Below are 19,335 nucleotides of genomic sequence, written 5' to 3' on the forward strand. Positions count from 1 at the left end.
ACCGCGCCCAGATGTAGCGGGACGTGCCCCCGGTGCGGGACCCTGGAGTCCGAGCCACACTCCGCTCTCGAGACGCTTCCTGGGGGGTCCGATGGGCAAGCCGGACGCAGAGGGCCACGGTCCATCCGACGGCCTGCCCGACCTACCACCCGAGTGGGGCCGCATCGTCGTCCCCGACGACGCCTCCGCCCTCGCCAGCGAGGCCGCCCAGGTGCGCCGTGAGCTACGCCGGGCCGCCGGCCGGCAACCCGCACGCCGGGTGCTCGCCCTGCCGCTGCTCGTCCTGCTGGTGGCGGTGCTCACCACTCTGACCGGCCTGCTCGCCGTGACCTGGCCCCGCGCAGGCCGGGGCACCGACCGGCCCACTCCGGCGCCCTCACCGCCACCGGTGTCCCTGACCGGCCAGGCGCTGCCCGCGCTGGACCTCGTCGACGCCGAGCAGGCGCCCGTGCCGCTCCGCGGCCTGCTGCCCGCCATGATCATCCTCGTGGACGACTGCGGCTGCCCCGACGTCGTCGTCGAAGCCGCGACGGCAGCACCCGTCGGCGTCACGGTGGTCACCGTCACCGAAGGCAGAGCCGTCACGACCGCACCACCCGTCGACGGCGTCCGTGCGCTGGCCGACCCCGCTGGCGGTCTGCGCTCGTTCCTGGGCCCGGGCGCCGCCAACGCGCTGCTGGTCGACCGAGCCGGCGTGGTGACCCGGGTGCTGCCCGCTGTCGGGCCGGTCGACGCGTACCAGGACGACCTGACCGCCCTGGCCCGCTGAGCGGACAGCCCCTACGACGGGGGCAGCGCGACGAGCTGCGCCTCGACGTCGATCGGCCGGTCGCCGACGGCCGACAGCGACACCCGGAACGGGCCGCCGCCGGGCAACACCCGGGCGGAGGCGAGCGTGCCGTCGCAGTCGATGCGCGGCGGGCCGGCGATCTCGGCCCCGGTGCTCGTCACCGCCAGCGTGCCCGGTCGGGTGCACCGGTACTGGAGCAGGAAGCGGGAGCCGTCGTCGGACGCCTGCCGGGTCCGCGCCTCGCCGGGCGTCAGCTCCCGCTGCTCGCGCCAGATCGTGCTGCGGAACGAGGGCAGATCGCTCCCGGGAACGAGAACCCCCACGTCGGCATCGAGGTCGGCGACCTCGCCGGTCTCCGGGTCGACAACGACCCGCCGATCGCTGCGCACCTCGACGGCCTCGCCCGTCTCCGCATCGATCCGCACCGTCACCCGCGCCTCGGGCTCGACACGGGCCAGGACGCGATCCATTTCGGTGCTGACGCTGGGCGTGCTGGCGGGTGGACGCACCGGCCCGGCCACCGGGGCGGGTGCGGCGGCACGCCACCACCAGCCGCCGACCGCCAGCGCGCCCAGGGCCATACCGACCAGCACCGCCGACCGCAGCCGGTCGTCCCCCGCCGCACTCATACGGGGAGCGTACCGGCCGGGTCGTCCTCGTTCACTCCTGTCGATCCAGCAGGACGGCGTACAGGGTGAGACCCGGACCGAACGCCAGCATGACCACCCGTCGGGGCGGCGGCGTCGAACGAGCGAGCCGGTCCAGAATCAGCAGCACCGTCGGCGACGAGCAGTTGCCGTGCTCGTCGAGCGTCGCCCGGGACGCGGCCAACGCCTCCGGCGGCAGGGCCAACTCCCGCTCGACCACGTTGAGGATCCGCGGCCCGCCCGGGTGCACGGCCCAACCGTCCACCTCGGAGATGGTGCCGCCATGCCGGGCCAACAGGTCGTCGACCAGGCCGCGCACGTGCCGGGAGAGGACCTGCGGGACCTTCGACGACAACCCCATCCGGAAGCCCGCGTCGGTGACGTCCCAGGTCATGTGGTCGGCCGTCGAGGTGTCGGTCACCGAGGCGACCTCGCGCAACGCGTACCCCCGGCCGCCAGGCACCACCACGGCGGCGACGGCGGCGTCCGAGAAGAGCGCGTGCGAGATGATCTGCTGAGTGTCCACCCGGGCCGTGGACGGCTGGATGTGCAGGCTGGTCAGCTCCGCGCAGAGCAGCAGCGCCGGCCGGCCCCGGGCGGTGACGAAGTCACTCGCCGCGCCCAGCCCGGGTAGCGCCGCGTAGCAGCCCATGTGGCCGACGAACATGCGCTGCGTGTCCGCCGCCATGCCCAGGTCACGGGCGAGCAGGATGTCCAGCCCCGGAGTGGCGTACCCGGTGCAGGAGCAGACGATGAACAGGCCGACGTCGCCGGCGTCCAGGCCGGCGGCGGTCAACGCACGCCCCACCGCCTCCTTGCCCAGCGGCAGCGCCTCCACCTGGTAGCGACGCATGCGGCGCTCGGTCGGCCAGTCCGAGACGTCCTCGAGCAACGGGTTGACCGCGGCCTGCCGCCGGGTCACCCCCGAGTTCGCGAAGATCCGTTCGGCCAACGCCCGGGTGCTGCCGGTGAAGTGCCGGGAGAAGAAGCCCTCCCACAGCTCGTCCTGCGAAGCGGACGGCGGCTGCGCTGTCCCGAGCCCCGCGATCACTGGTACGGACACGATCCCCACCTCTCGTCAAACGCGCTCCTCCCCCTGGCCGTCCCACCGGCCACCTCGGCCGGCCTCTTACCTTTCCCGCGACACCCGCTCACCAACGCGGTGCCGATCCGTCGCGGTCCGGATCCCCGCCCAGCGCGGCGATGCCCAGCCAGTCGGCGCAGACGTCCGACGTGGCCGGGTGCAGCGAGCCGCAGCGGGCATCCCGGTAGAGCCGCTCCAACGGATGGCCACGCCGGGTCGCCGACGTGCCCGCCGCCTCCAGCATCGACGCCGCCACCTCGGCGGCCGTGGTCCCGGCCAGCAGCTTCGCCCGCCACACCCAGCGGTTGGTCTCCGCGTCACCCGGCTCGTCGTCCACCCGGCGGGCCGCCTCCGCCACCGCCAGCTCGGCAGCGGCCGTCGCCGCGTCCGCCCGACCCAGCCGCGAGCGCACCGCCGGCAGGCCGGCCAGGTTGCGGGCGTTGAGGTGCTCGGCCGCCGCGTCGATGGCCGCCCGCGCCACCCCCACGTAGACGGCCGCGTAGCTGGCCACCAGCCAGTGCGGCATGAGCTGGGCGATCACGAGGGCCAACCCCTCCACCCCACCGAGCAGCCGGTCGCCCGGCACGGTGACGTCCAGGTGCAGGTCGTGCGACGAGGTGGCCCGCATGCCGAGGGCGTCCCAGGTCGGCTCGACGCTCAGACCGGCACCGGCCGGCACCAGGAACTGCGACACCGTCGACTGGTCGGTGGCGCTGCGCGCGGCCACCAGGTAGCCGTCGGCGTGCCCCGCCCCGGAGCAGAAGGTCTTGCTGCCCTTGAGGTGCCAACCGCCGTCGGTCGGCTCGTAGACCGTGCTCAACTGCGAGAGGCGGGCACCGGTGCCCCGCTCGCTCATCGCCACGCCGTACCAGGCGCCCTGGGCGGCGGCGGTGAGCAGCCGGTCCCGGGCGGCCAGCGCCTCGTCCGACACGCCCAGAGCCTCGGCCAGCTCCTCGGTGACCGCACCCAGCGCGCCGGTCACCGAGGCGTGCATGTTGAACACCAGCGCCGTCGCGCCGTTGCCCCGGGCCAGCTCGGTGGCGACCGCGGTGTACTCCGCGAAACTCGCCCCCAGGCCACCGAGCGCGCGCGGGACCATCAACCCGAAGAGACCGGCCTCCCGCAGGTCACGGAAGTCCTCGGCCGGGAAGGAGCCGTCCCGGTCGTGCTGAGCCGCCCGCGCGGCGAACCGTGGCGTCAACCTGCGGGCCGCCTCAAGCGCGTGCACCGTCATATCGCTCCCTCCTCGGCGTCCCATACCCCGCCACGAGCCGACTATCCTCTGCGGACCCCCTGGCCCTGGTACAGCACGGCCGTGGACCGGGTCGGCACGATGCGCGGCGCGCGGCCGGTCGACGGCGCACCCGGCGTCCGTGCCGCGCGGGCCCGCCGCACCAGCCAGGCGAGCAGCCCTCCGACCTGCGGTCGGATCCCGCGTAGGCGCAGCTCGACACCGTGCCGGGCGCACTCGGCCACCAACGTCCGGGCGTCCACGAACAACCGTGGATCGTGGATGCCGCGCGGCACCGTCGGCAGCCGCTCGGCGATCCGCACCGCGACCAGTCGGGCCAGCGCCGTGTCGTTGAGCGTGTCCAGCACCAGCAGCCCACCGGGGCGCAGCAGCCGGCACGCCTCGGCCACCGCACGCGGCCAGTCCGGCACATGTTCCAGCAGCTCACCGGCGGAGACCACGTCGGCGCAGCCGTCGGGCAGCGGCACCGCCGTCGCATCGCCCTGCACGACGCGCACGCCGTGCCCGGCGGCCTGGACCAGCGCCGAACGGGTCAGGTCCACCCCGACGTGCCGGTAGCCCTTGCCGACCAGGTGCGGCGCGAGCAGACCGGCGCCGCAGCCCAGATCGACCAGGACCGCGCCCGGACCCCTCGCCGGCGGTACGAGCGCCGCGCGGGCCTCGGCCAGCCAGTGCAGCATCGCGAAGGCGCCATCCGGCCGCCACCACTCGCCCGCCAGGTCGTCGTACTGGCGCGGGTCGTTGCGCGGCAGCACCCGCTGAGCGGTCGACGCCACGTCTCGCATGGCTCCGAGCGTGGCACGACTGCTCGGTAACGACCAGACTTCCCTTATGTCGTCGAGGGTGTTAGGGCTGGTCAGGGCGAGCCATCCGGAACCTGCCGCCGCAGTGACCACAGTGTCCGGACTGCTGGCCTGGGGAGTGGGGCACCGGCTGACCGGAATCGTCTCCGTGGTGCTCGCCGTCCTCGCCAGCCAACTCGCGGTCGGCTGGACCAACGACGCGTTGGACGCCGAGCGGGACGCCACGGTGGGGCGTACCGACAAGCCGGTCGCCGCCGGCGCGGTGGGCCGGCGCGTCACGGCCTGGGCCGCGGTGGTGGCCGCGCTGGCCTGCCCGCTGCTGGCGCTGACCACGAACCCCCGGGCGGCCCTCTGGCTCACGGTCGCCCTGGTCTCCGCGCTGCTCTACGACTGGCCGCTCAAGGCCACCGTCTTCTCGGTCGTGCCGTACGCCGTCTCCTTCGGCGCGCTGCCCGGCTTCGTCGTGCTGGCCCTGCCCGGCGAACCGCCCCCACCGCTCTGGCTGCTGACGGCGGCGGCCTGCCTCGGGGCCGGCGCGCACTTCGCCAACGTGCTGCCCGACCTCGCCGACGACGCCCGCACCGGCGTACGCGGCCTGCCGCACCGCCTCGGCGCGGCGGGCAGCCGGGTGGCGGCGGCGGGGCTGCTCCTCGCCGCGACCGCCGTCCTGGTCCTGGGACCGCCCGGGCCGCCGTCGATCCTCGGGCTCGCGGCGGTCGGCACGGCCGCGGCCGTGCCGCCACTGAGCTGGTACGCCGGGCGCTCGGCGGCCCAAGCCGGCCGGCGGCCGGTGGCTGCCTTCCGAGCGGTGATGCTGGTGGCCCTCATCGACGTCGCGCTGCTGGTGGCGAGCGGTCGGGTGGTGTGAGGGCACCCCGGAGGGTGGCATTGCCGGGTCCCCGTGCGGGCCTCGATCAGCTCCAACTACCCTGGAGCGCGGTCTGCGCGGGTATGGCCACCTCCCCCGGCGTGCGCCCGGGTGGGGATCGTAACGAGGAGGACCGACGTGACGCGCTCGATCAACCGATCCCGGCGGGCGGCCCTGCTGCTGTCCGGGATCGCGGCGGCCACCAGCCTGCTCGCGTCCGGCTGCGGCGCTGGCCAGATCGCCGAGACGGCTCTGAAGGAGCCGTCGGTCCAGGGCGTCAACCTCACGACCCCCAACGGCGCCTACTCGGTGCGCGGCCTGCTGGTGGTCTACCCCGGCACCGAGGGTTACCAGGCCGGCCAGGACGCCCTGCTCAACGCGGTGATCTACAACGACTCGAAGAGCACCGTGACGGTCACCGTCACCACCCAGAGCGCCCGCGAGGTGCTGATCTCGGGTGGCTCGGCCAGCCCGACGCCGTCCGCCGCGGAGTCGGCTTCCGCCACCCCGTCGGGCTCGGCGAGCCCATCGGGTTCGGCTAGCCCGTCGACCCGTGAGTCCGGCTCGGCCAGTCCGTCCGCGACCCCGTCCGAGAGCGGCTCGTCGTCGGCGACCCCGTCCGCCCCGGAGTCGGCGCGGGCATCGGGCTCCGCCAGCCCCGCCGCGCCGGGTCAGCCCGCTCGCATCGAGCTGGCTCCGCTGAGCTACCTCCAGCTCAACTCGGAGGCCACCTCGCAGCTTCGGCTCGTCGGCCTGACCGAGGCGCTGCGTTCCGGCCAGAACGTCATGGTGACCTTCGACTTCGGCAACGGCAACACCGTCACCGGTCCCGCGCCGATCGCGGTGCCGCTCACACCGGCGGCCCCCGCCTCGCCGATCATCGAGCGCGAGGGCGGCTACGAGGGCAACGAGGGCGGCACCACCCACGAGTGACCGCGATCATCGAGCACCGGACACCCCGGCGTGGGAACCACCACGCCGGGGTGTTTTCGTCGTACGAGGGGGCTAGCGTCCTGATGTGACCACCTCCCGATCGACCTCCGGCCGTGGCGGCGCGGCCGGTGCGCCCCGCGCCCGGTCCGCCACCCGCGAGCCGCGCCCGGCGTACGAGTGCGACGCCTGCGGGCACCAGCCGCCCAAGTGGGTGGGTCGCTGCCCGGAGTGCGGCGAGTGGGGTTCGGTGGTGGAGTCGACGGTGACCGGGCCGACCGTCTCCGGTCGGGTGGTCAGCTCGCGGATGCCGACCGAGCCCGCCCGACCGATCGCCACCATCAGCGCGGCTCCGGCCCGTGCCCGGCCGACCGGGGTGAGCGAGCTGGACCGGGTGCTCGGTGGCGGCCTGGTGCCCGGGGCGGTCGTGCTGCTCGCCGGCGAGCCCGGCGTGGGCAAGTCGACCCTTCTGCTCGACGTGGCGCAGCAGTGGGCGCTGGGCGCCGGCAGCCCGTCGCTGGTGGTCAGCGGGGAAGAGTCGGTCAGTCAGGTCCGGCTGCGCGCCGAGCGGATGGGCACCCTGCACGACCAGCTCTACCTGGCGGCCGAGAGCGACCTGGCGTCGGTGCTCGGGCACCTCGACGCGGTCAAACCGGGCCTGCTGGTGCTCGACTCGGTGCAGACCATCTCGACCACCGGCACCGAGGGTGTGCCGGGTGGCGTGACCCAGGTCCGCGCGGTCACCGCCGCGCTGGTCTCGGTCGCCAAGGAGCGGGGCATCGCGACCGTGCTGGTCGGGCACGTCACCAAGGACGGCCAGGTGGCCGGCCCCCGCGTGCTGGAGCACCTGGTCGACGTGGTGCTGCACTTCGAGGGCGACAAGCACTCCTCGCTACGGCTCGTGCGCGGCGTCAAGAACCGGTTCGGGGCAGCCGACGAGGTGGGCTGCTTCGAGATGCACGAGGGCGGCATCAGCAGCCTGGCCGACCCGTCCGGGCTGTTCCTCACCCGCTACTCCGAACCAGTGCCCGGCACCTGTGTGACCGTGGCCATGGAGGGGCGGCGGGCGCTCGTCACGGAGGTACAGGCGCTGATCGGCGCAACGGTGGCCGGCTCTCCCCGCCGTACCGTCTCGGGCCTCGACTCGGCCCGCCTGGCCATGGTGCTCGCGGTCCTGCAACGGCGTACCGAGCGGTTGACCCTGCACGACCGGGAGGTGTTCGCGGCCACCGTCGGCGGCATCCGGGTGGTGGAGCCGGCGGCCGACCTGGCCGTCGCGCTGGCGGTCGCCTCGGGTGGGCTCAACCTGGCGATCGCGCCGCACCTCGTGGCGATCGGCGAGGTGGGGTTGACCGGCGAGGTGCGCCGGGTCGGTGCGGTGCCGCGCCGGCTCGCCGAGGCCGCCCGCCTGGGGTTCAGGGTGGCGCTGGTTCCGCCGGGTTGTGGCCCCGCCAGCACCGGCGCGGGCCCCGAACAGATGCGGGTGACCGAGGTCACTGACGTGCGCTCCGCCCTGCACCATGCGGCCCGCGCGTCCGCCGAGTGACTCAGCGTGCCGACGCCAACGGCGATAACGGACAGCATCGCCGCAAGTGGAAACGGTTCGAAGGGCGGCATCGTGACACATCACAGTAACCACGACAGCACCCACCGCACGGCAGTCCGTAGACTGTGCCCGTGCCGATCGACCGCGATACCACCAAGCCTGCCGGAGCGCCGCCCCAGGCCCGCACCGGCAACGTGGGCTCGCCGGCCCGCCCGATCAGCGTGAGCGTGACCGCCGCTGCCGGGGGCGCCGGCGATCCGCTGCGGGCAAATCTCGCCCTCATGGCGCCCGGCACCGCGCTGCGCGACGGGTTGGAGCGCATCCTGCGGGGTCGCACCGGCGCGCTCATCGTGCTCGGCTACGACAAGGTCGTCGAGGGCCTCTGCACCGGCGGCTTTCCGCTGGACGTCGAGTTCTCCGCGACCCGGGTCCGCGAGCTGTGCAAGATGGACGGCGCCGTGGTGCTGTCCAGTGACGGCACCCGCATCGTCCGGGCCGCCGTGCACCTGATGCCCGACCCGTCCATCCCGACGGAGGAGTCCGGCACCCGGCACCGCACCGCCGAGCGGGTCGCCCGGCAGACCGGCTACCCGGTGATCTCGGTGAGCCAGTCGATGCGGATCATCAGCCTCTACGTCAACGGTCAGCGGCACGTCCTCGACGACTCGGCCGCGATCCTCTCCCGGGCCAACCAGGCGCTGGCCACTCTCGAGCGCTACAAGCTGCGGTTGGACGAGGTCTCCGGCACGCTCTCCGCGCTCGAGATCGAAGACCTGGTCACGGTGCGGGACGCGGTGGCGGTGGTGCAGCGGCTGGAGATGGTCCGCCGGATCGCCGACGAGATCGCCGGTTACGTCGTCGAGCTGGGCACCGACGGTCGACTGCTCGCTCTTCAACTCGACGAGCTGATGGCCGGCGTCGACGCCGACCGCACGCTCGTCATCCGGGACTACCTGCCCGTCGGCCGTAAGTCCCGCACCCTGGACGAGGCGCTGGTGGAGCTGGATCTGCTGGGCGCCACCGAGCTGATCGACCTGGTGTCGGTCGCCAAGGCGATCGGCTACCCGTCCGCATCTGACGCGCTGGATGCCGCTGTCAGCCCGCGCGGCTTCCGGCTGCTGGCCAAGGTTCCGCGCCTGCCGGTGGCCGTGGTCGACCGCCTGGTGCTGCACTTCGGCAGCCTCCAGCGACTGCTGGGCGCGACCGTGGAGGACCTGCAGGCCGTCGAGGGCGTGGGCGACGCCCGTGCCCGGGGCGTCCGCGAGGGCCTGTCCCGGCTCGCGGAGGCATCCATCCTCGAGCGGTACGTCTGATCCGCCGCCGATCCGGCTGGCCGGAGTGCCGACTCAGCCGGTGATCGTGAGCTTTGCGGGCTCGCTGTACTTGGTGCCGACCCGGGCGAACACCTGGTACGTCCCCGCTGGCGCGAACGGCCCCGCGGCCAGTCCCACGCCGTCGCACCGGCTGGTGTCCCGCCCGTTCCAGCCCACCTGGTAAGAGCGCTCGAACCCGGGTGTGAACGACTGCACCTCGGAACCCCGGGCCTTGCCGCAGGTGTCGGACGACCACACCTTCTCGGCACCGGCCTTGACGAAGATCTCCTGCAGGTCGGCGCCGACGTTACGGCTGCACGTACGGTCCGACGTGTTCTTGATCTTCAGTTGCAGGTCGACCACCGCACCGCGCTGTGCCGAACTGGGGCGCACCACCGACGTCACGCTGATCTCCGCGTCGGTGCAGATGCCCTCGTCGGCCGACCCGGCGGCCGAGTCGGGCGGCAGGTCGTTGGTGGTGGCCCCGGAGCCGGGATCCGTGCCGTTCGCGTTCGTGGCATTCGGATCCGCGGACCGCTCCGTGGCACTCGGTGCCGGCGACCCGGACCCCGACGGAGCCCCCGACTGCGGGGTCAGCACCGGCCCCACCGCCCCCGGGCTCGACGTCGGAGTCGAGGTCGAGCCGGCCCGTGGGTGACCGCCGGAGCGATCCGAGCCGGTGCAGGAGTAGAGCAGGACAATCAGGAAAAGAAGCCCCGCTCCGAATACGACGGCGCGACGCCGCCAGTACACGGCGGGTGGCAGGGGGCCGACCGTCAGACGCATGATGCCCCCCACCGTAGTCGCGCCGCACCCACCGGCGGGTCACGACGCGCCGGAGCGTCAGCGGGGCAGCGCGTCGAACGTCCACTGAGGACCGACGGCCGCCCGCTCAGAGATAGACCTTGCGCTGGTAGACCGCGTGCGCGCCGGCCACCCGGTCCAGAAAGAGCAGACCCTCGCAGTGGTCGATCTCATGCTGTAGAGCCCGCGCCTCGAAGCCGTCCGTCACCAGTCGGACCGCGGCCCCCGTGCCCGGCAGGTCACCCTCCACGACGAGCCGACTCGCCCGCTTCACATCGCCGGTCAGGTCCGGCACGGACATGCAGCCCTCCCGACCCGGCTTCCATCGGGTCGCCTCGACCACCCGGGCGTTGCAGAGCACGAAGGTGCCGTGCACGGTGACCGCCTTCGGGTGGCCGGTCACGTCCACGGCGAAGACCCGGGCGCCCACTCCGACCTGCGGCGCCGCCAGGCCCACGCAGCCCGGCGAGACCCGCATCGTGGCGACCAGGTCGGCGGCCAACCGAACGATCTCCTCGGCGGTGGGATCGACGTCGCCTCCGGCGCGGCTCAGCACCGGGTGCGGGGCCGACACGACAGCCCGCACCTCACCCGCCACCGCCAGCGACTCCGGCGTCCAATCCCCCAGACCGGCGTACGCCCCGCCCCGCCCGTCGCTCACAGCAGATCCGGGTCTGCCGGCCGGAGGGTGACCTCGACCCCCACCTCGGCGGCCGTCCGGTGCAGCCGTTCGGTCAGCGCCTCGACGACCCCCGCCGGCAGCTCGACCTCGGCCAACACCACGTAGAGGGAACCGGCCAGTCGGGTGCTCAGGTCGGTGACGTTGCCACCGGCGTCCACCAGCACCCGGGTCATCGCCGCCACGATGCCCATCCGATCCGATCCGTGCACCGCCAGCACGTACGGCTCACCGGCCGGCGCCACCGCACCGTCCGGCGTCACCGCGCGTACGGTCGCCAGAAGTTGCCCCTCGGCCGCCAGCGGCGCCAACGCCGCCTCCACCTCGGCGGCGGCCGGGCCGGTGCAGATGAGGGTCATCGCGAAATGCCCCCGCAACCGGGTCATCGTGCTGTCGGTGAGGTTCGCGCCCAGCCGGGCCAGCACCTCGGCGACGTCGGCCACGATGCCCGGCCGGTCCCGGCCGATGACGGTGATCGCGAGCTCGTTCATCCGCGCATTCTGCCCGATCCGCCCACCAGCACGGTGACACCCGGCCCGGGCCGCCCAACCAGCGGGACCGCACCGCGTGACATCATCGACGATGCCATGACTCAACCCGATTTCGCCGCACTGGTCAGCCGTTGGTTCCAGCAGCACGCCCGTGACCTGCCGTGGCGGGACCCCGACGTGACCCCGTGGGCCATCCTGGTCAGTGAGGTCATGCTCCAGCAGACGCCGGTGGTCCGGGTGGTGCCGGCCTGGCACGCCTGGCTGGCCCGCTGGCCCGACCCGGCGGCGTTGGCGGCGGACACCCCGGCCGAGGCGATCCGCATGTGGGGGCGGCTCGGCTATCCGCGTCGCGCGGTCCGGCTGCGGGAGTGCGCAGTGGCCATCGTGGACCGGCACGGCGGCCAGGTGCCCGACCGGCTGGAACAGCTGCTGGCGCTGCCCGGCGTGGGCACCTACACGGCACGCGCGGTCGCGGCGTTCGCCTTCGGGCAGCGCCACCCGGTGGTCGACACCAACGTCCGACGGGTGGTCTGTCGCGCCGTGGCCGGTGAGCCGGACGCCGGCCCGGTCACCCGCCCGGCCGACCTGGTCGCCACCGAGGAGCTGCTGCCCTTGGAGCCGGCCGCCGCCGCGCTGGCCAGCGCCGCCTTCATGGAGCTCGGCGCCGTGCTCTGCACGGCCCGCGCACCGCGCTGCACGGCCTGCCCGGTCGAGTCGGTCTGTGCCTGGCGGGCCTCCGGGCAGGAGCCACCGACCGGCCCCACCCGCCGCCCCCAGCGGTACGCGGGCACCGACCGGCAGGTACGCGGGCTGCTTCTCGGGGTGCTCCGGGAGAGCACCGGGCCGGTCCCGCACCAGCGCCTCGACCAGGTGTGGACCGACGACGTGCAGCGCGCCCGCGCGTTGGCCGGCCTGGTGCAGGACGGGCTGGTGGAGCCGGTCGGTGCCGATCAGTTCCGGCTCACCGGCGACGGCCCGTCGATCCCCACCGCCGACCTGGCCACCTGACCCGCCACACCCCACGCTCGGCCGTCAGATCACGCTCGATCCTGGATGTAGTGGTGTCGGCCCCGCCGGATGCCACTACATCCAGGATGCTGCGCGATTTTGCCAGCGCTCCGGGCCGGCCCACCGCGCAACATCGGGGAAACTGCTGCCTCCGAACACCGGGAGGCAGCAGTTTCCCCGAACCTGCGTGACAGGGCCGGCGGATTCGACGTCGCGGGCCGCCCAGCGAGCCCTGTGTGCGGGCACCACCTTGCGGGCCGCCCAGGCGAGCCGGGTGCGCGCACGACGTCGCGGGCCGCACAGGCGGCCCATGGGCACACACGACGTCGCGGGCCGCCCAGGCACGCCGTGCGCCACACGACGTCGCGGGCCGCCCAGGCGGGCTGTGCGCGCACCGCGCCGCGGGCGGCGCCGGGTGGCGGGTGCCCGTTGGAGGGGCGTGCAGAAAGAGGCGGGGCCCCGGTGGCTTGCGCCGCCGGGGCCCCGCCCCTGGTTACTGCTGGTCGTGCTACTCGTCGGCGCCCGCTGCGGCGGTGCCGGCGGCGGTGCCACCGAGGTCAGCCGGAACGGCGTCCGGAACCTCGACCGGCTTCTCCGCGCCCCGGAAGACGAGCTTGGACTTGTCGATGTCGTTCGGGTCGCCCTCGCAGTCCACCACGACGATCTGACCGGGGGTCAGCTCGTTGAACAGGATCCGCTCGGAGAGGTTGTCCTCGATGTCGCGCTGGATCGTGCGACGAAGCGGACGGGCACCGAGCACCGGGTCGAAGCCCTTGGCCGCCAGGTACTTCTTGGCGTTGTCGGTCAGCTCCAGACCCATGTCCTTGTTGCGCAGCTGCGTCTCGATCCGCTGGATCATGATGTCCACGATCGAGAGGATCTCGTTCTGGCGCAGCTGGTGGAAGACGATGGTGTCGTCGATCCGGTTGAGGAACTCAGGCCGGAAGTGCTGCTTGAGCTCGTCGTTGACCTTCTGCTTCATCCGGTCGTAGTTGGACTCGGAGTCCTCCGAGGCCTGGAAGCCCAGCGACACCGCCTTGGCGACGTCGCGGGTGCCCAGGTTGGTGGTCAGGATGATGACCGTGTTCTTGAAGTCCACGATCCGGCCCTGACCGTCGGTGAGCCGACCGTCCTCCAGGATCTGCAGGAGCGTGTTGAACACGTCCGGGTGGGCCTTCTCGATCTCGTCGAAGAGGACCACCGAGAACGGGCGACGACGCACCTTCTCGGTCAGCTGCCCGCCCTCGTCGTAACCGACGTAGCCGGGAGGGGCACCCACGAGGCGGGACACCGTGTACCGGTCGTGGAACTCGGACATGTCCAGCTGGATGAGGGCGTCCTCGCTGCCGAAGAGGAACTCGGCGAGCGCCTTGGACAGCTCGGTCTTACCCACACCGGACGGGCCGGCGAAGATGAACGAGCCGGACGGGCGCTTCGGGTCCTTCAGGCCGGCCCGGGTACGCCGGATCGCCTTCGAGACCGCCTTGACCGCGTCCTCCTGGCCGATGACGCGCTTGTGCAGCTCGTCCTCCATGCGCAGCAGGCGCGAGGTCTCCTCCTCGGTCAGCTTGTAGACCGGGATACCGGTCCAGTTGCCGAGCACCTCGGCGATCTGCTCGTCGTCGACCTCGCTGACGACGTCCAGGTCACCGGCCTTCCACTCCTTCTCCCGCTGCGCCTTCTGACCGAGGAGCTGCTTCTCCTTGTCGCGCAGCTGGGCGGCGCGCTCGAAGTCCTGCGCGTCGATCGCGGACTCCTTGTCGCGGCGCACCTGGGCGATGCGCTCGTCGAAGTCACGCAGGTCTGGCGGCGCGGTCATCCGGCGGATGCGCATCCGGGCACCGGCCTCGTCGATCAGGTCGATCGCCTTGTCCGGCAGGAAGCGGTCCGAGATATACCGGTCGGCAAGCGTCGCGGCGGCCACGAGAGCGGCGTCGGTGATGCTGACGCGGTGGTGCGCCTCGTAACGGTCCCGCAGGCCCTTGAGGATCTCGATGGTGTGCGCCAGCGACGGCTCACCCACCTGGATCGGCTGGAACCGGCGCTCGAGAGCGGCGTCCTTCTCCAGGTGCTTGCGGTATTCGTCGAGCGTGGTGGCGCCGATGGTCTGCAGCTCACCACGGGCCAGCATCGGCTTGAGGATGCTCGCGGCGTCGATCGCGCCCTCGGCGGCACCCGCACCCACCAGGGTGTGGATCTCGTCGATGAACAGGATGATGTCGCCGCGGGTGCGGATCTCCTTGAGCACCTTCTTGAGGCGCTCCTCGAAGTCACCGCGGTAGCGGGAACCGGCCACGAGCGCACCCAGGTCGAGCGTGTAGAGCTGCTTGTCCTTGAGCGTCTCGGGCACCTCGCCCTTGATGATCTTCTGGGAGAGGCCCTCCACCACGGCGGTCTTACCGACGCCGGGCTCACCGATCAGGACCGGGTTGTTCTTGGTACGGCGGGAGAGCACCTGCATGACCCGCTCGATTTCCTTCTCGCGCCCGATGACCGGGTCGAGCTTGCCCTCGCGGGCGGCCTGGGTCAGGTTGCGGCCGAACTGGTCCAGCACGAGGCTGGTCGACGGCGCGGCCTCACCCGGCGCGGCACCCGCCGCGGCGGGCTCCTTGCCCTGGTAGCCGGAGAGCAGCTGGATCACCTGCTGGCGGACCCGGTTGAGGTCGGCGCCGAGCTTGACCAGCACCTGGGCGGCGACGCCCTCGCCCTCACGGATCAGCCCGAGCAGGATGTGCTCGGTGCCGATGTAGTTGTGGCCGAGCTGCAGCGCCTCGCGCAGCGACAGCTCCAGCACCTTCTTGGCCCGCGGCGTGAACGGGATGTGCCCGCTCGGCGCCTGCTGACCCTGGCCGATGATCTCCTCGACCTGCTGGCGGACGCCCTCCAGGGAGATGCCGAGGCTCTCCAGAGCCTTGGCGGCGACGCCCTCACCCTCGTGGATGAGGCCCAGCAGGATGTGTTCCGTACCGATGTAGTTGTGGTTGAGCATCCGGGCCTCTTCTTGGGCCAGGACGACAACCCGTCGCGCTCGGTCGGTGAACCGCTCGAACATGCCCTCGTGCTCCTCACGTGCCGTGCGCCTTGATGGTCAAGATCTTGGCGGGGCCGGTGCACGAACGTCCGGGACGGGCGTCCGTGCCTCCTTACTCTATCGTCGCTGACCGACTCAGCTGAGGTCGTGTCTCTCCGGTCCGGGTCGGTTCCACGTCGTTTTGCACAACCGTCCGCGCTCAGGAGGTGTTCCGGTACCCCTGTCGCTACGCGTAGAGCGAAATCCGGTCGACCACGGAGAAGCCCTCAGCCGCCTCCGGAGAGGCCCAGAGAGGCCCGGCGAGGTCCAGCGGGGGTTCCGGACGGCCATCCACAGGTTGTGGAAAACTTCTCCACCGCCTGTGGACAACGTCGCCCGCCGCGCCCGGCATTCCCGCCCGCGACCCGACCCCCGCATCCGGCCCGACGGGGTGGAAAGACGGCGACGCCGGCCCGGAGAATGCTCCGGCCCGGCGTCGGTGTCGCCCCGCGGTGGTCGTCGCCACCGCTGCGCTGAACGAGATCAGCGCTTGGCGTGGAACTCGTCGACGATCTCCTGCGGAATACGACCGCGGTCCGAGATGTCCTTGCCGGCCTTCTTGGCCCAGTCCCGGATCGCCTTGTTCTGCTCCCGGTCGGCGGTGGCGCCACCACGACCGCGGGCGGCCCGCCCACCGATCACCACGCCACCGCGACCCACCTTGGTGCCGGCTCCGACGTACGGCGCGAATACGTCGCGCAATTTCGCGGCGTTGGCACCGGACAGGTCGATCTCGTACTGAACGCCGTCGAGCGCGAACTTGACGGTCTCGTCCGCGTCCCCGCCGTCCAGGTCATCGACCAGCTTGTGAATGATCTGCTTGGCCACGTCCCACATTCCTTTCGAGCAGGGCGCTCCTGCTAACGAGAGCACAATAACCCCCGTGCTGCTCGCCCCGTCAATAGGATGCCGTTACGACTCGCTCGGAGTCGGCGGACGACTACTCCGGGCGGACCAACGGGAAGAGGATCGTTTCCCGAATTCCGAGGCCGGTCAGGGCCATCAACAGGCGGTCGATTCCCATTCCCATACCCCCGGCGGGCGGCATTCCGTACTCCATGGCCCGGAGAAAGTCCTCGTCGAGACGCATCGCCTCGTCGTCGCCCCGGGCCCCGAGCTGCGCCTGCGCGACCAGTCGTTCCCGCTGCACCACGGGGTCGATCAGCTCGGAGTACCCGGTGCCCAGCTCGAAACCGAGAACGTAGAGGTCCCACTTCTCGGCGAGCCCCGGCTCGCTGCGGTGCGCCCGGGTGAGCGGGCTGGTCTCCTCCGGGTAGTCCCGCACGAAGGTGGGCGCCTGGAGGCTGGGCACGACCAGTTCCTCGAACAACTCCTCGGCCAGCTTGCCCGGACCCCACTTCGGATCCACGGCCAATCCCACCTTGTCCGCGTACTCGACCAGCCGGGAGCGTTCGGTACGGACCGTGACCTCCTCGCCGAGCGCCTCGGAAAGGACCCCGAACAGGGGTACCGATCGCCACTCGCCGCCCAGGTCGAACTCCCGCCCGTCGGCGTGGGTCACCACCGTCGAGCCGCTCACCGCGATCGCCGCCTGTTGCACGAGATTACGGGTCAACTCACCGATCGTGTCGTAGTCCCCGTACGCCTGGTACGTCTCCAGCATCGCGAACTCCGGCGAGTGCGAAGAGTCGACACCCTCATTACGGAAGTTACGGTTGATCTCGAAGACGCGGTCCACCCCACCCACGACGGCGCGCTTCAAAAACAGTTCCGGAGCGATTCGCAGATACAGATCGGTGCTCAACGCATTGCTGTGGGTCACGAACGGTCGGGCGGTCGCGCCACCATGCAGGAGTTGCAGCATCGGAGTTTCCACCTCGATGAAACCCTGACCGTGCAGTGAATCGCGCAGGCTGCGTACCGTCGCCGCGCGGGTACGGACCATCTGCCGGGCCTGCGGGCGGACGATCAGGTCCACGTAGCGCTGCCGGACCCGCGCCTCCTCGGAGAGCGGCTTGTGTGCCACCGGCAACGGCCGCAGCGCCTTGGCGGTCATCTCCCACCGCTGCGCCAGCACCGACAGCTCACCCCGGCGGCTGGTGATCACCTCGCCGGTCACGCCGACGTGGTCACCCAGGTCGACGAGGCGCTTCCAGGCCTCCAGCCGCTCCGCGCCGACCCGGTCGAGGGAGAGCATGGCCTGCAGCTCGGTGCCGTCGCCGTCCCGCAGGATCGCGAAGCAGAGCTTTCCCGTGTTGCGTACGAAGATCACCCGGCCGGTGACCGAGACCTCGTCGCCGGTGGCGGTGTCGGTGGGCAGCTCGGCGTAGCGGGTCCGGATCTCGGCCAGCGTGGTGGTGCGCGGGAAACCGACCGGGTAGGGCTCGACGCCCTCGGCGAGCATCCGGTCCCGCTTCTCCCGGCGGACCTTCATCTGCTCGGGAAGGTCGTCGGCGGGGTCCACTGGCACGGCGTTCTGCTCGCTCACGGCACGCTTCCTCGTCACGGGAGATTCAGGGGTCAGGCCCGAGCGTACTCAAGCGCTCCGGTGACCGTTACCGGATACTGCCCGTCATGGTCGATCACACTCACGCCCTCTCCTTCGGTGCCGCAGCGAGCGATTACGACCGGTTCCGACCGACGTATCCCATCGAGGCGCTCCGGTGGGCACTCGACGGCCTGGGCGACGGTGGACAGGTTGTCGACCTGGGCGCCGGCACCGGCATCCTGACGCGCGCCGTGCAGGCGCTGGGCTTTGACGTCGTACCCGTGGAGCCTGATCCGGGGATGCGGACGCAACTCGCGGTCTCCACGCCGGGCACGACGGCGCTGGCGGGCAGCGCGGAGGCCGTGCCGCTGCCCGACGCCGTGGCGGACGCGGTGCTGGTCGGGACGGCCTACCACTGGTTCGACCGGGAGCCCGCGCACGCCGAGATCGCCCGGGTGCTGCGCCCCGGTGGCATCTTCGCCCCCATCTGGAACATCCGGGACGACAGCGTCGAATGGGTGGCAGAGTTGGGCAGGATCGCCCACCTCGACGACAAGTCGGCCGAACTGGTCAAGAACAACACCGACTTCGGTCCCGGGTTCACGGCCGTCGAGGCGCGCGAGTTCGGGCACCGCACCGTCCTCACCCCGGACGAGGTGCTGGGCATGATCCGCACCCGTTCGTACTGGCTCACCGCGACGACCGACGATCAGCGGCGGGTCGAACGCGAGCTGGCCGACCTGCTGGACACCCACCCCGCCCTGGCCGGCCGGGAAACCGTCGAGCTGCCGTACCGGACGTTGGTCCTGCGCGCCCGACGCCGCTGACCCGGTCAGAGGTTGCGCTCGTAGACCATCCGTAGGCCGATCAGCGTGATCATCGGCTCGTGGTGGGTGATGCTGCGGCACTCGTTCATCACCAGCGAGGCGAGGCCGCCGGTGGCGATCACCGCCCGCACCTCGCCCAGCTCCTCGGTCATCCGCTCGACGATCCGGTCCACCTGCCCGGCGAAGCCGAAGTACAGGCCGGACTGGAGGCACTCCACGGTGTTCTTGCCGATCACCGATCGGGGCTTGGTGGCCTCGACCTTGCGCAGCTGTGCGGCGCGGGCCGCGAGGGCGTCGAAGGAGATCTCGATGCCCGGGGCGAACGCCCCACCGAGGAACTCGCCACGACCGCTGATCACGTCGAAGTTGGTGGTGGTGCCGAAGTCCACGACGATCGACGGCCCGCCGTAGAGGGTGTACGCGGCCAGGGTGTTCACCACCCGGTCGGCGCCCACCTCCTTCGGGTTGTCGATCGCCAACTGCACCCCGGTGCGCACTCCCGGCTCGACGATGACACTCGGCAGGTCGGCGTAGTAGCGGCCGAGCATGGTGCGCAGCGAGCGCAGCGCGGCGGGCACCGTGGAGCAGGCGGCCACCCCGGTGATCTCGACGTTGTCCCCGGCGAGCAGGCCCCGGAACATCAGACCCAGCTCGTCCGCCGTCGAACGGGCATCGGTCTTGATCCGCCAGGAGTGCACCAGCTTGTCGCCCTCGAAGGTCGCCAGCACGGTGTTGGTGTTTCCGATGTCGATGCAGAGCAGCACGTTCGAAGCC

At 72.0% G+C, this 19,335-nt stretch carries 18 protein-coding genes; 7 read left to right on the forward strand and 11 right to left on the reverse strand.

What is annotated here, in order from left to right:
- The first annotated feature begins 91 nt into the window (after positions 1 to 91).
- Positions 92 to 769: a hypothetical protein gene (locus ACN269_RS17975; RefSeq protein WP_421473523.1), complete on the forward strand. Its 678-nt coding sequence runs from the start codon at positions 92 to 94 to the stop codon at positions 767 to 769.
- An 11-nt stretch (positions 770 to 780) separates the two neighbouring features.
- Here ACN269_RS17975 and ACN269_RS17980 read toward each other — a convergent pair whose 3' ends face one another.
- The 4 genes from ACN269_RS17980 to ACN269_RS17995 all read right to left on the reverse strand — a co-directional run bounded on the left by ACN269_RS17980 (position 781) and on the right by ACN269_RS17995 (position 4,558).
- On the reverse strand, positions 781 to 1,419 hold the full coding sequence (locus tag ACN269_RS17980; RefSeq protein ID WP_421473524.1) for a hypothetical protein: 639 nt from the start codon (positions 1,417 to 1,419) through the stop codon (positions 781 to 783).
- 31 nt (positions 1,420 to 1,450) lie between these two features.
- Positions 1,451 to 2,509: a type III polyketide synthase gene (locus tag ACN269_RS17985; RefSeq protein WP_421473525.1), complete on the reverse strand. Its 1,059-nt coding sequence runs from the start codon at positions 2,507 to 2,509 to the stop codon at positions 1,451 to 1,453.
- 79 nt (positions 2,510 to 2,588) lie between these two features.
- Positions 2,589 to 3,755 carry an acyl-CoA dehydrogenase family protein gene (locus tag ACN269_RS17990; RefSeq protein WP_421473526.1) on the reverse strand — a complete coding sequence of 389 codons (1,167 nt, stop codon included), beginning with the start codon at positions 3,753 to 3,755 and terminating at the stop codon, positions 2,589 to 2,591.
- A 41-nt stretch (positions 3,756 to 3,796) separates the two neighbouring features.
- Positions 3,797 to 4,558, reverse strand: coding sequence for a class I SAM-dependent methyltransferase (locus ACN269_RS17995; RefSeq protein WP_421473527.1), 762 nt, complete (start codon positions 4,556 to 4,558; stop codon positions 3,797 to 3,799).
- A gap of 46 nt (positions 4,559 to 4,604) precedes the next feature.
- On the opposite strand from ACN269_RS17995, the gene ACN269_RS18000 reads away from it, so the two are divergent.
- The 4 genes from ACN269_RS18000 (at position 4,605) to disA (ending at position 9,233) form a co-directional block, all read left to right on the forward strand.
- Positions 4,605 to 5,444 carry a UbiA family prenyltransferase gene (locus tag ACN269_RS18000; protein ID WP_421473528.1) on the forward strand — a complete coding sequence of 280 codons (840 nt, stop codon included), beginning with the start codon at positions 4,605 to 4,607 and terminating at the stop codon, positions 5,442 to 5,444.
- A gap of 138 nt (positions 5,445 to 5,582) precedes the next feature.
- A complete protein-coding gene (locus ACN269_RS18005) occupies positions 5,583 to 6,377 on the forward strand; it encodes a hypothetical protein (RefSeq protein ID WP_421473529.1) in 795 nt (264 codons plus the stop codon).
- 85 nt (positions 6,378 to 6,462) lie between these two features.
- Positions 6,463 to 7,920, forward strand: coding sequence for a DNA repair protein RadA (gene radA / locus ACN269_RS18010; protein WP_421473530.1), 1,458 nt, complete (start codon positions 6,463 to 6,465; stop codon positions 7,918 to 7,920).
- A 131-nt stretch (positions 7,921 to 8,051) separates the two neighbouring features.
- Positions 8,052 to 9,233, forward strand: a complete 1,182-nt coding sequence (gene disA, locus ACN269_RS18015; RefSeq protein ID WP_421473531.1) for a DNA integrity scanning diadenylate cyclase DisA — start codon at positions 8,052 to 8,054, stop codon at positions 9,231 to 9,233.
- 33 nt (positions 9,234 to 9,266) lie between these two features.
- Here disA and ACN269_RS18020 read toward each other — a convergent pair whose 3' ends face one another.
- The 3 genes from ACN269_RS18020 to ACN269_RS18030 all read right to left on the reverse strand — a co-directional run bounded on the left by ACN269_RS18020 (position 9,267) and on the right by ACN269_RS18030 (position 11,207).
- A complete protein-coding gene (locus ACN269_RS18020; protein WP_421473532.1) occupies positions 9,267 to 10,019 on the reverse strand; it encodes a hypothetical protein in 753 nt (250 codons plus the stop codon).
- A 106-nt stretch (positions 10,020 to 10,125) separates the two neighbouring features.
- A complete protein-coding gene (locus ACN269_RS18025) occupies positions 10,126 to 10,698 on the reverse strand; it encodes a peptide deformylase (protein WP_421473533.1) in 573 nt (190 codons plus the stop codon).
- Positions 10,695 to 11,207 carry a glycine cleavage system protein R gene (locus ACN269_RS18030; protein ID WP_421473534.1) on the reverse strand — a complete coding sequence of 171 codons (513 nt, stop codon included), beginning with the start codon at positions 11,205 to 11,207 and terminating at the stop codon, positions 10,695 to 10,697. Before ACN269_RS18030 ends, ACN269_RS18025 begins: the two co-directional genes overlap by 4 nt.
- A gap of 96 nt (positions 11,208 to 11,303) precedes the next feature.
- Here ACN269_RS18030 and ACN269_RS18035 point away from each other — a divergent pair, with 96 nt between their 5' ends.
- Positions 11,304 to 12,215: an A/G-specific adenine glycosylase gene (locus ACN269_RS18035; RefSeq protein WP_421473535.1), complete on the forward strand. Its 912-nt coding sequence runs from the start codon at positions 11,304 to 11,306 to the stop codon at positions 12,213 to 12,215.
- 508 nt (positions 12,216 to 12,723) lie between these two features.
- Here the strand turns inward: ACN269_RS18035 and ACN269_RS18040 are convergent.
- From ACN269_RS18040 to lysS, 3 genes are all read right to left on the reverse strand, one after another.
- On the reverse strand, positions 12,724 to 15,267 hold the full coding sequence (locus ACN269_RS18040) for an ATP-dependent Clp protease ATP-binding subunit (protein ID WP_421473536.1): 2,544 nt from the start codon (positions 15,265 to 15,267) through the stop codon (positions 12,724 to 12,726).
- 501 nt (positions 15,268 to 15,768) lie between these two features.
- Complete coding sequence (locus tag ACN269_RS18045) at positions 15,769 to 16,113, reverse strand: histone-like nucleoid-structuring protein Lsr2 (RefSeq protein WP_355051005.1); 345 nt, start codon at positions 16,111 to 16,113, stop codon at positions 15,769 to 15,771.
- Positions 16,114 to 16,225: 112 nt separating this feature from the next.
- Positions 16,226 to 17,734, reverse strand: coding sequence for a lysine--tRNA ligase (gene lysS / locus ACN269_RS18050; RefSeq protein WP_421473537.1), 1,509 nt, complete (start codon positions 17,732 to 17,734; stop codon positions 16,226 to 16,228).
- Positions 17,735 to 17,820: 86 nt separating this feature from the next.
- On the opposite strand from lysS, the gene ACN269_RS18055 reads away from it, so the two are divergent.
- Positions 17,821 to 18,561 (forward strand): class I SAM-dependent methyltransferase, encoded by a 741-nt coding sequence (locus tag ACN269_RS18055; protein WP_421473538.1) that lies wholly within the window; start codon positions 17,821 to 17,823, stop codon positions 18,559 to 18,561.
- A 5-nt stretch (positions 18,562 to 18,566) separates the two neighbouring features.
- Here ACN269_RS18055 and ACN269_RS18060 read toward each other — a convergent pair whose 3' ends face one another.
- Positions 18,567 to 19,325 (reverse strand): type III pantothenate kinase, encoded by a 759-nt coding sequence (locus ACN269_RS18060; RefSeq protein ID WP_421473539.1) that lies wholly within the window; start codon positions 19,323 to 19,325, stop codon positions 18,567 to 18,569.
- Positions 19,326 to 19,335 lie beyond the last annotated feature (10 nt).

The sequence above is a fragment of the Micromonospora sp. WMMD736 genome, from assembly GCF_049179015.1.
In the GTDB taxonomy this organism is placed as follows: domain Bacteria; phylum Actinomycetota; class Actinomycetes; order Mycobacteriales; family Micromonosporaceae; genus Micromonospora.

Excerpts from the sequence above, each read along its gene's own strand:
- ACN269_RS17975 (WP_421473523.1), top strand. The coding sequence starts at position 92 with ATGGGCAAGCCGGACGCAGAGGGCCACGGTCCATCCGACGGCCTGCCC.
- ACN269_RS17980 (WP_421473524.1), bottom strand. The coding sequence starts at position 1,419 with ATGAGTGCGGCGGGGGACGACCGGCTGCGGTCGGCGGTGCTGGTCGGT.
- ACN269_RS17990 (WP_421473526.1), bottom strand. The coding sequence starts at position 3,755 with ATGACGGTGCACGCGCTTGAGGCGGCCCGCAGGTTGACGCCACGGTTC.
- ACN269_RS17995 (WP_421473527.1), bottom strand. The coding sequence starts at position 4,558 with ATGCGAGACGTGGCGTCGACCGCTCAGCGGGTGCTGCCGCGCAACGAC.
- ACN269_RS18000 (WP_421473528.1), top strand. The coding sequence starts at position 4,605 with ATGTCGTCGAGGGTGTTAGGGCTGGTCAGGGCGAGCCATCCGGAACCT.
- ACN269_RS18020 (WP_421473532.1), bottom strand. The coding sequence starts at position 10,019 with ATGCGTCTGACGGTCGGCCCCCTGCCACCCGCCGTGTACTGGCGGCGT.
- ACN269_RS18030 (WP_421473534.1), bottom strand. The coding sequence starts at position 11,207 with ATGAACGAGCTCGCGATCACCGTCATCGGCCGGGACCGGCCGGGCATC.
- ACN269_RS18035 (WP_421473535.1), top strand. The coding sequence starts at position 11,304 with ATGACTCAACCCGATTTCGCCGCACTGGTCAGCCGTTGGTTCCAGCAG.
- ACN269_RS18040 (WP_421473536.1), bottom strand. The coding sequence starts at position 15,267 with ATGTTCGAGCGGTTCACCGACCGAGCGCGACGGGTTGTCGTCCTGGCC.
- ACN269_RS18055 (WP_421473538.1), top strand. The coding sequence starts at position 17,821 with ATGGTCGATCACACTCACGCCCTCTCCTTCGGTGCCGCAGCGAGCGAT.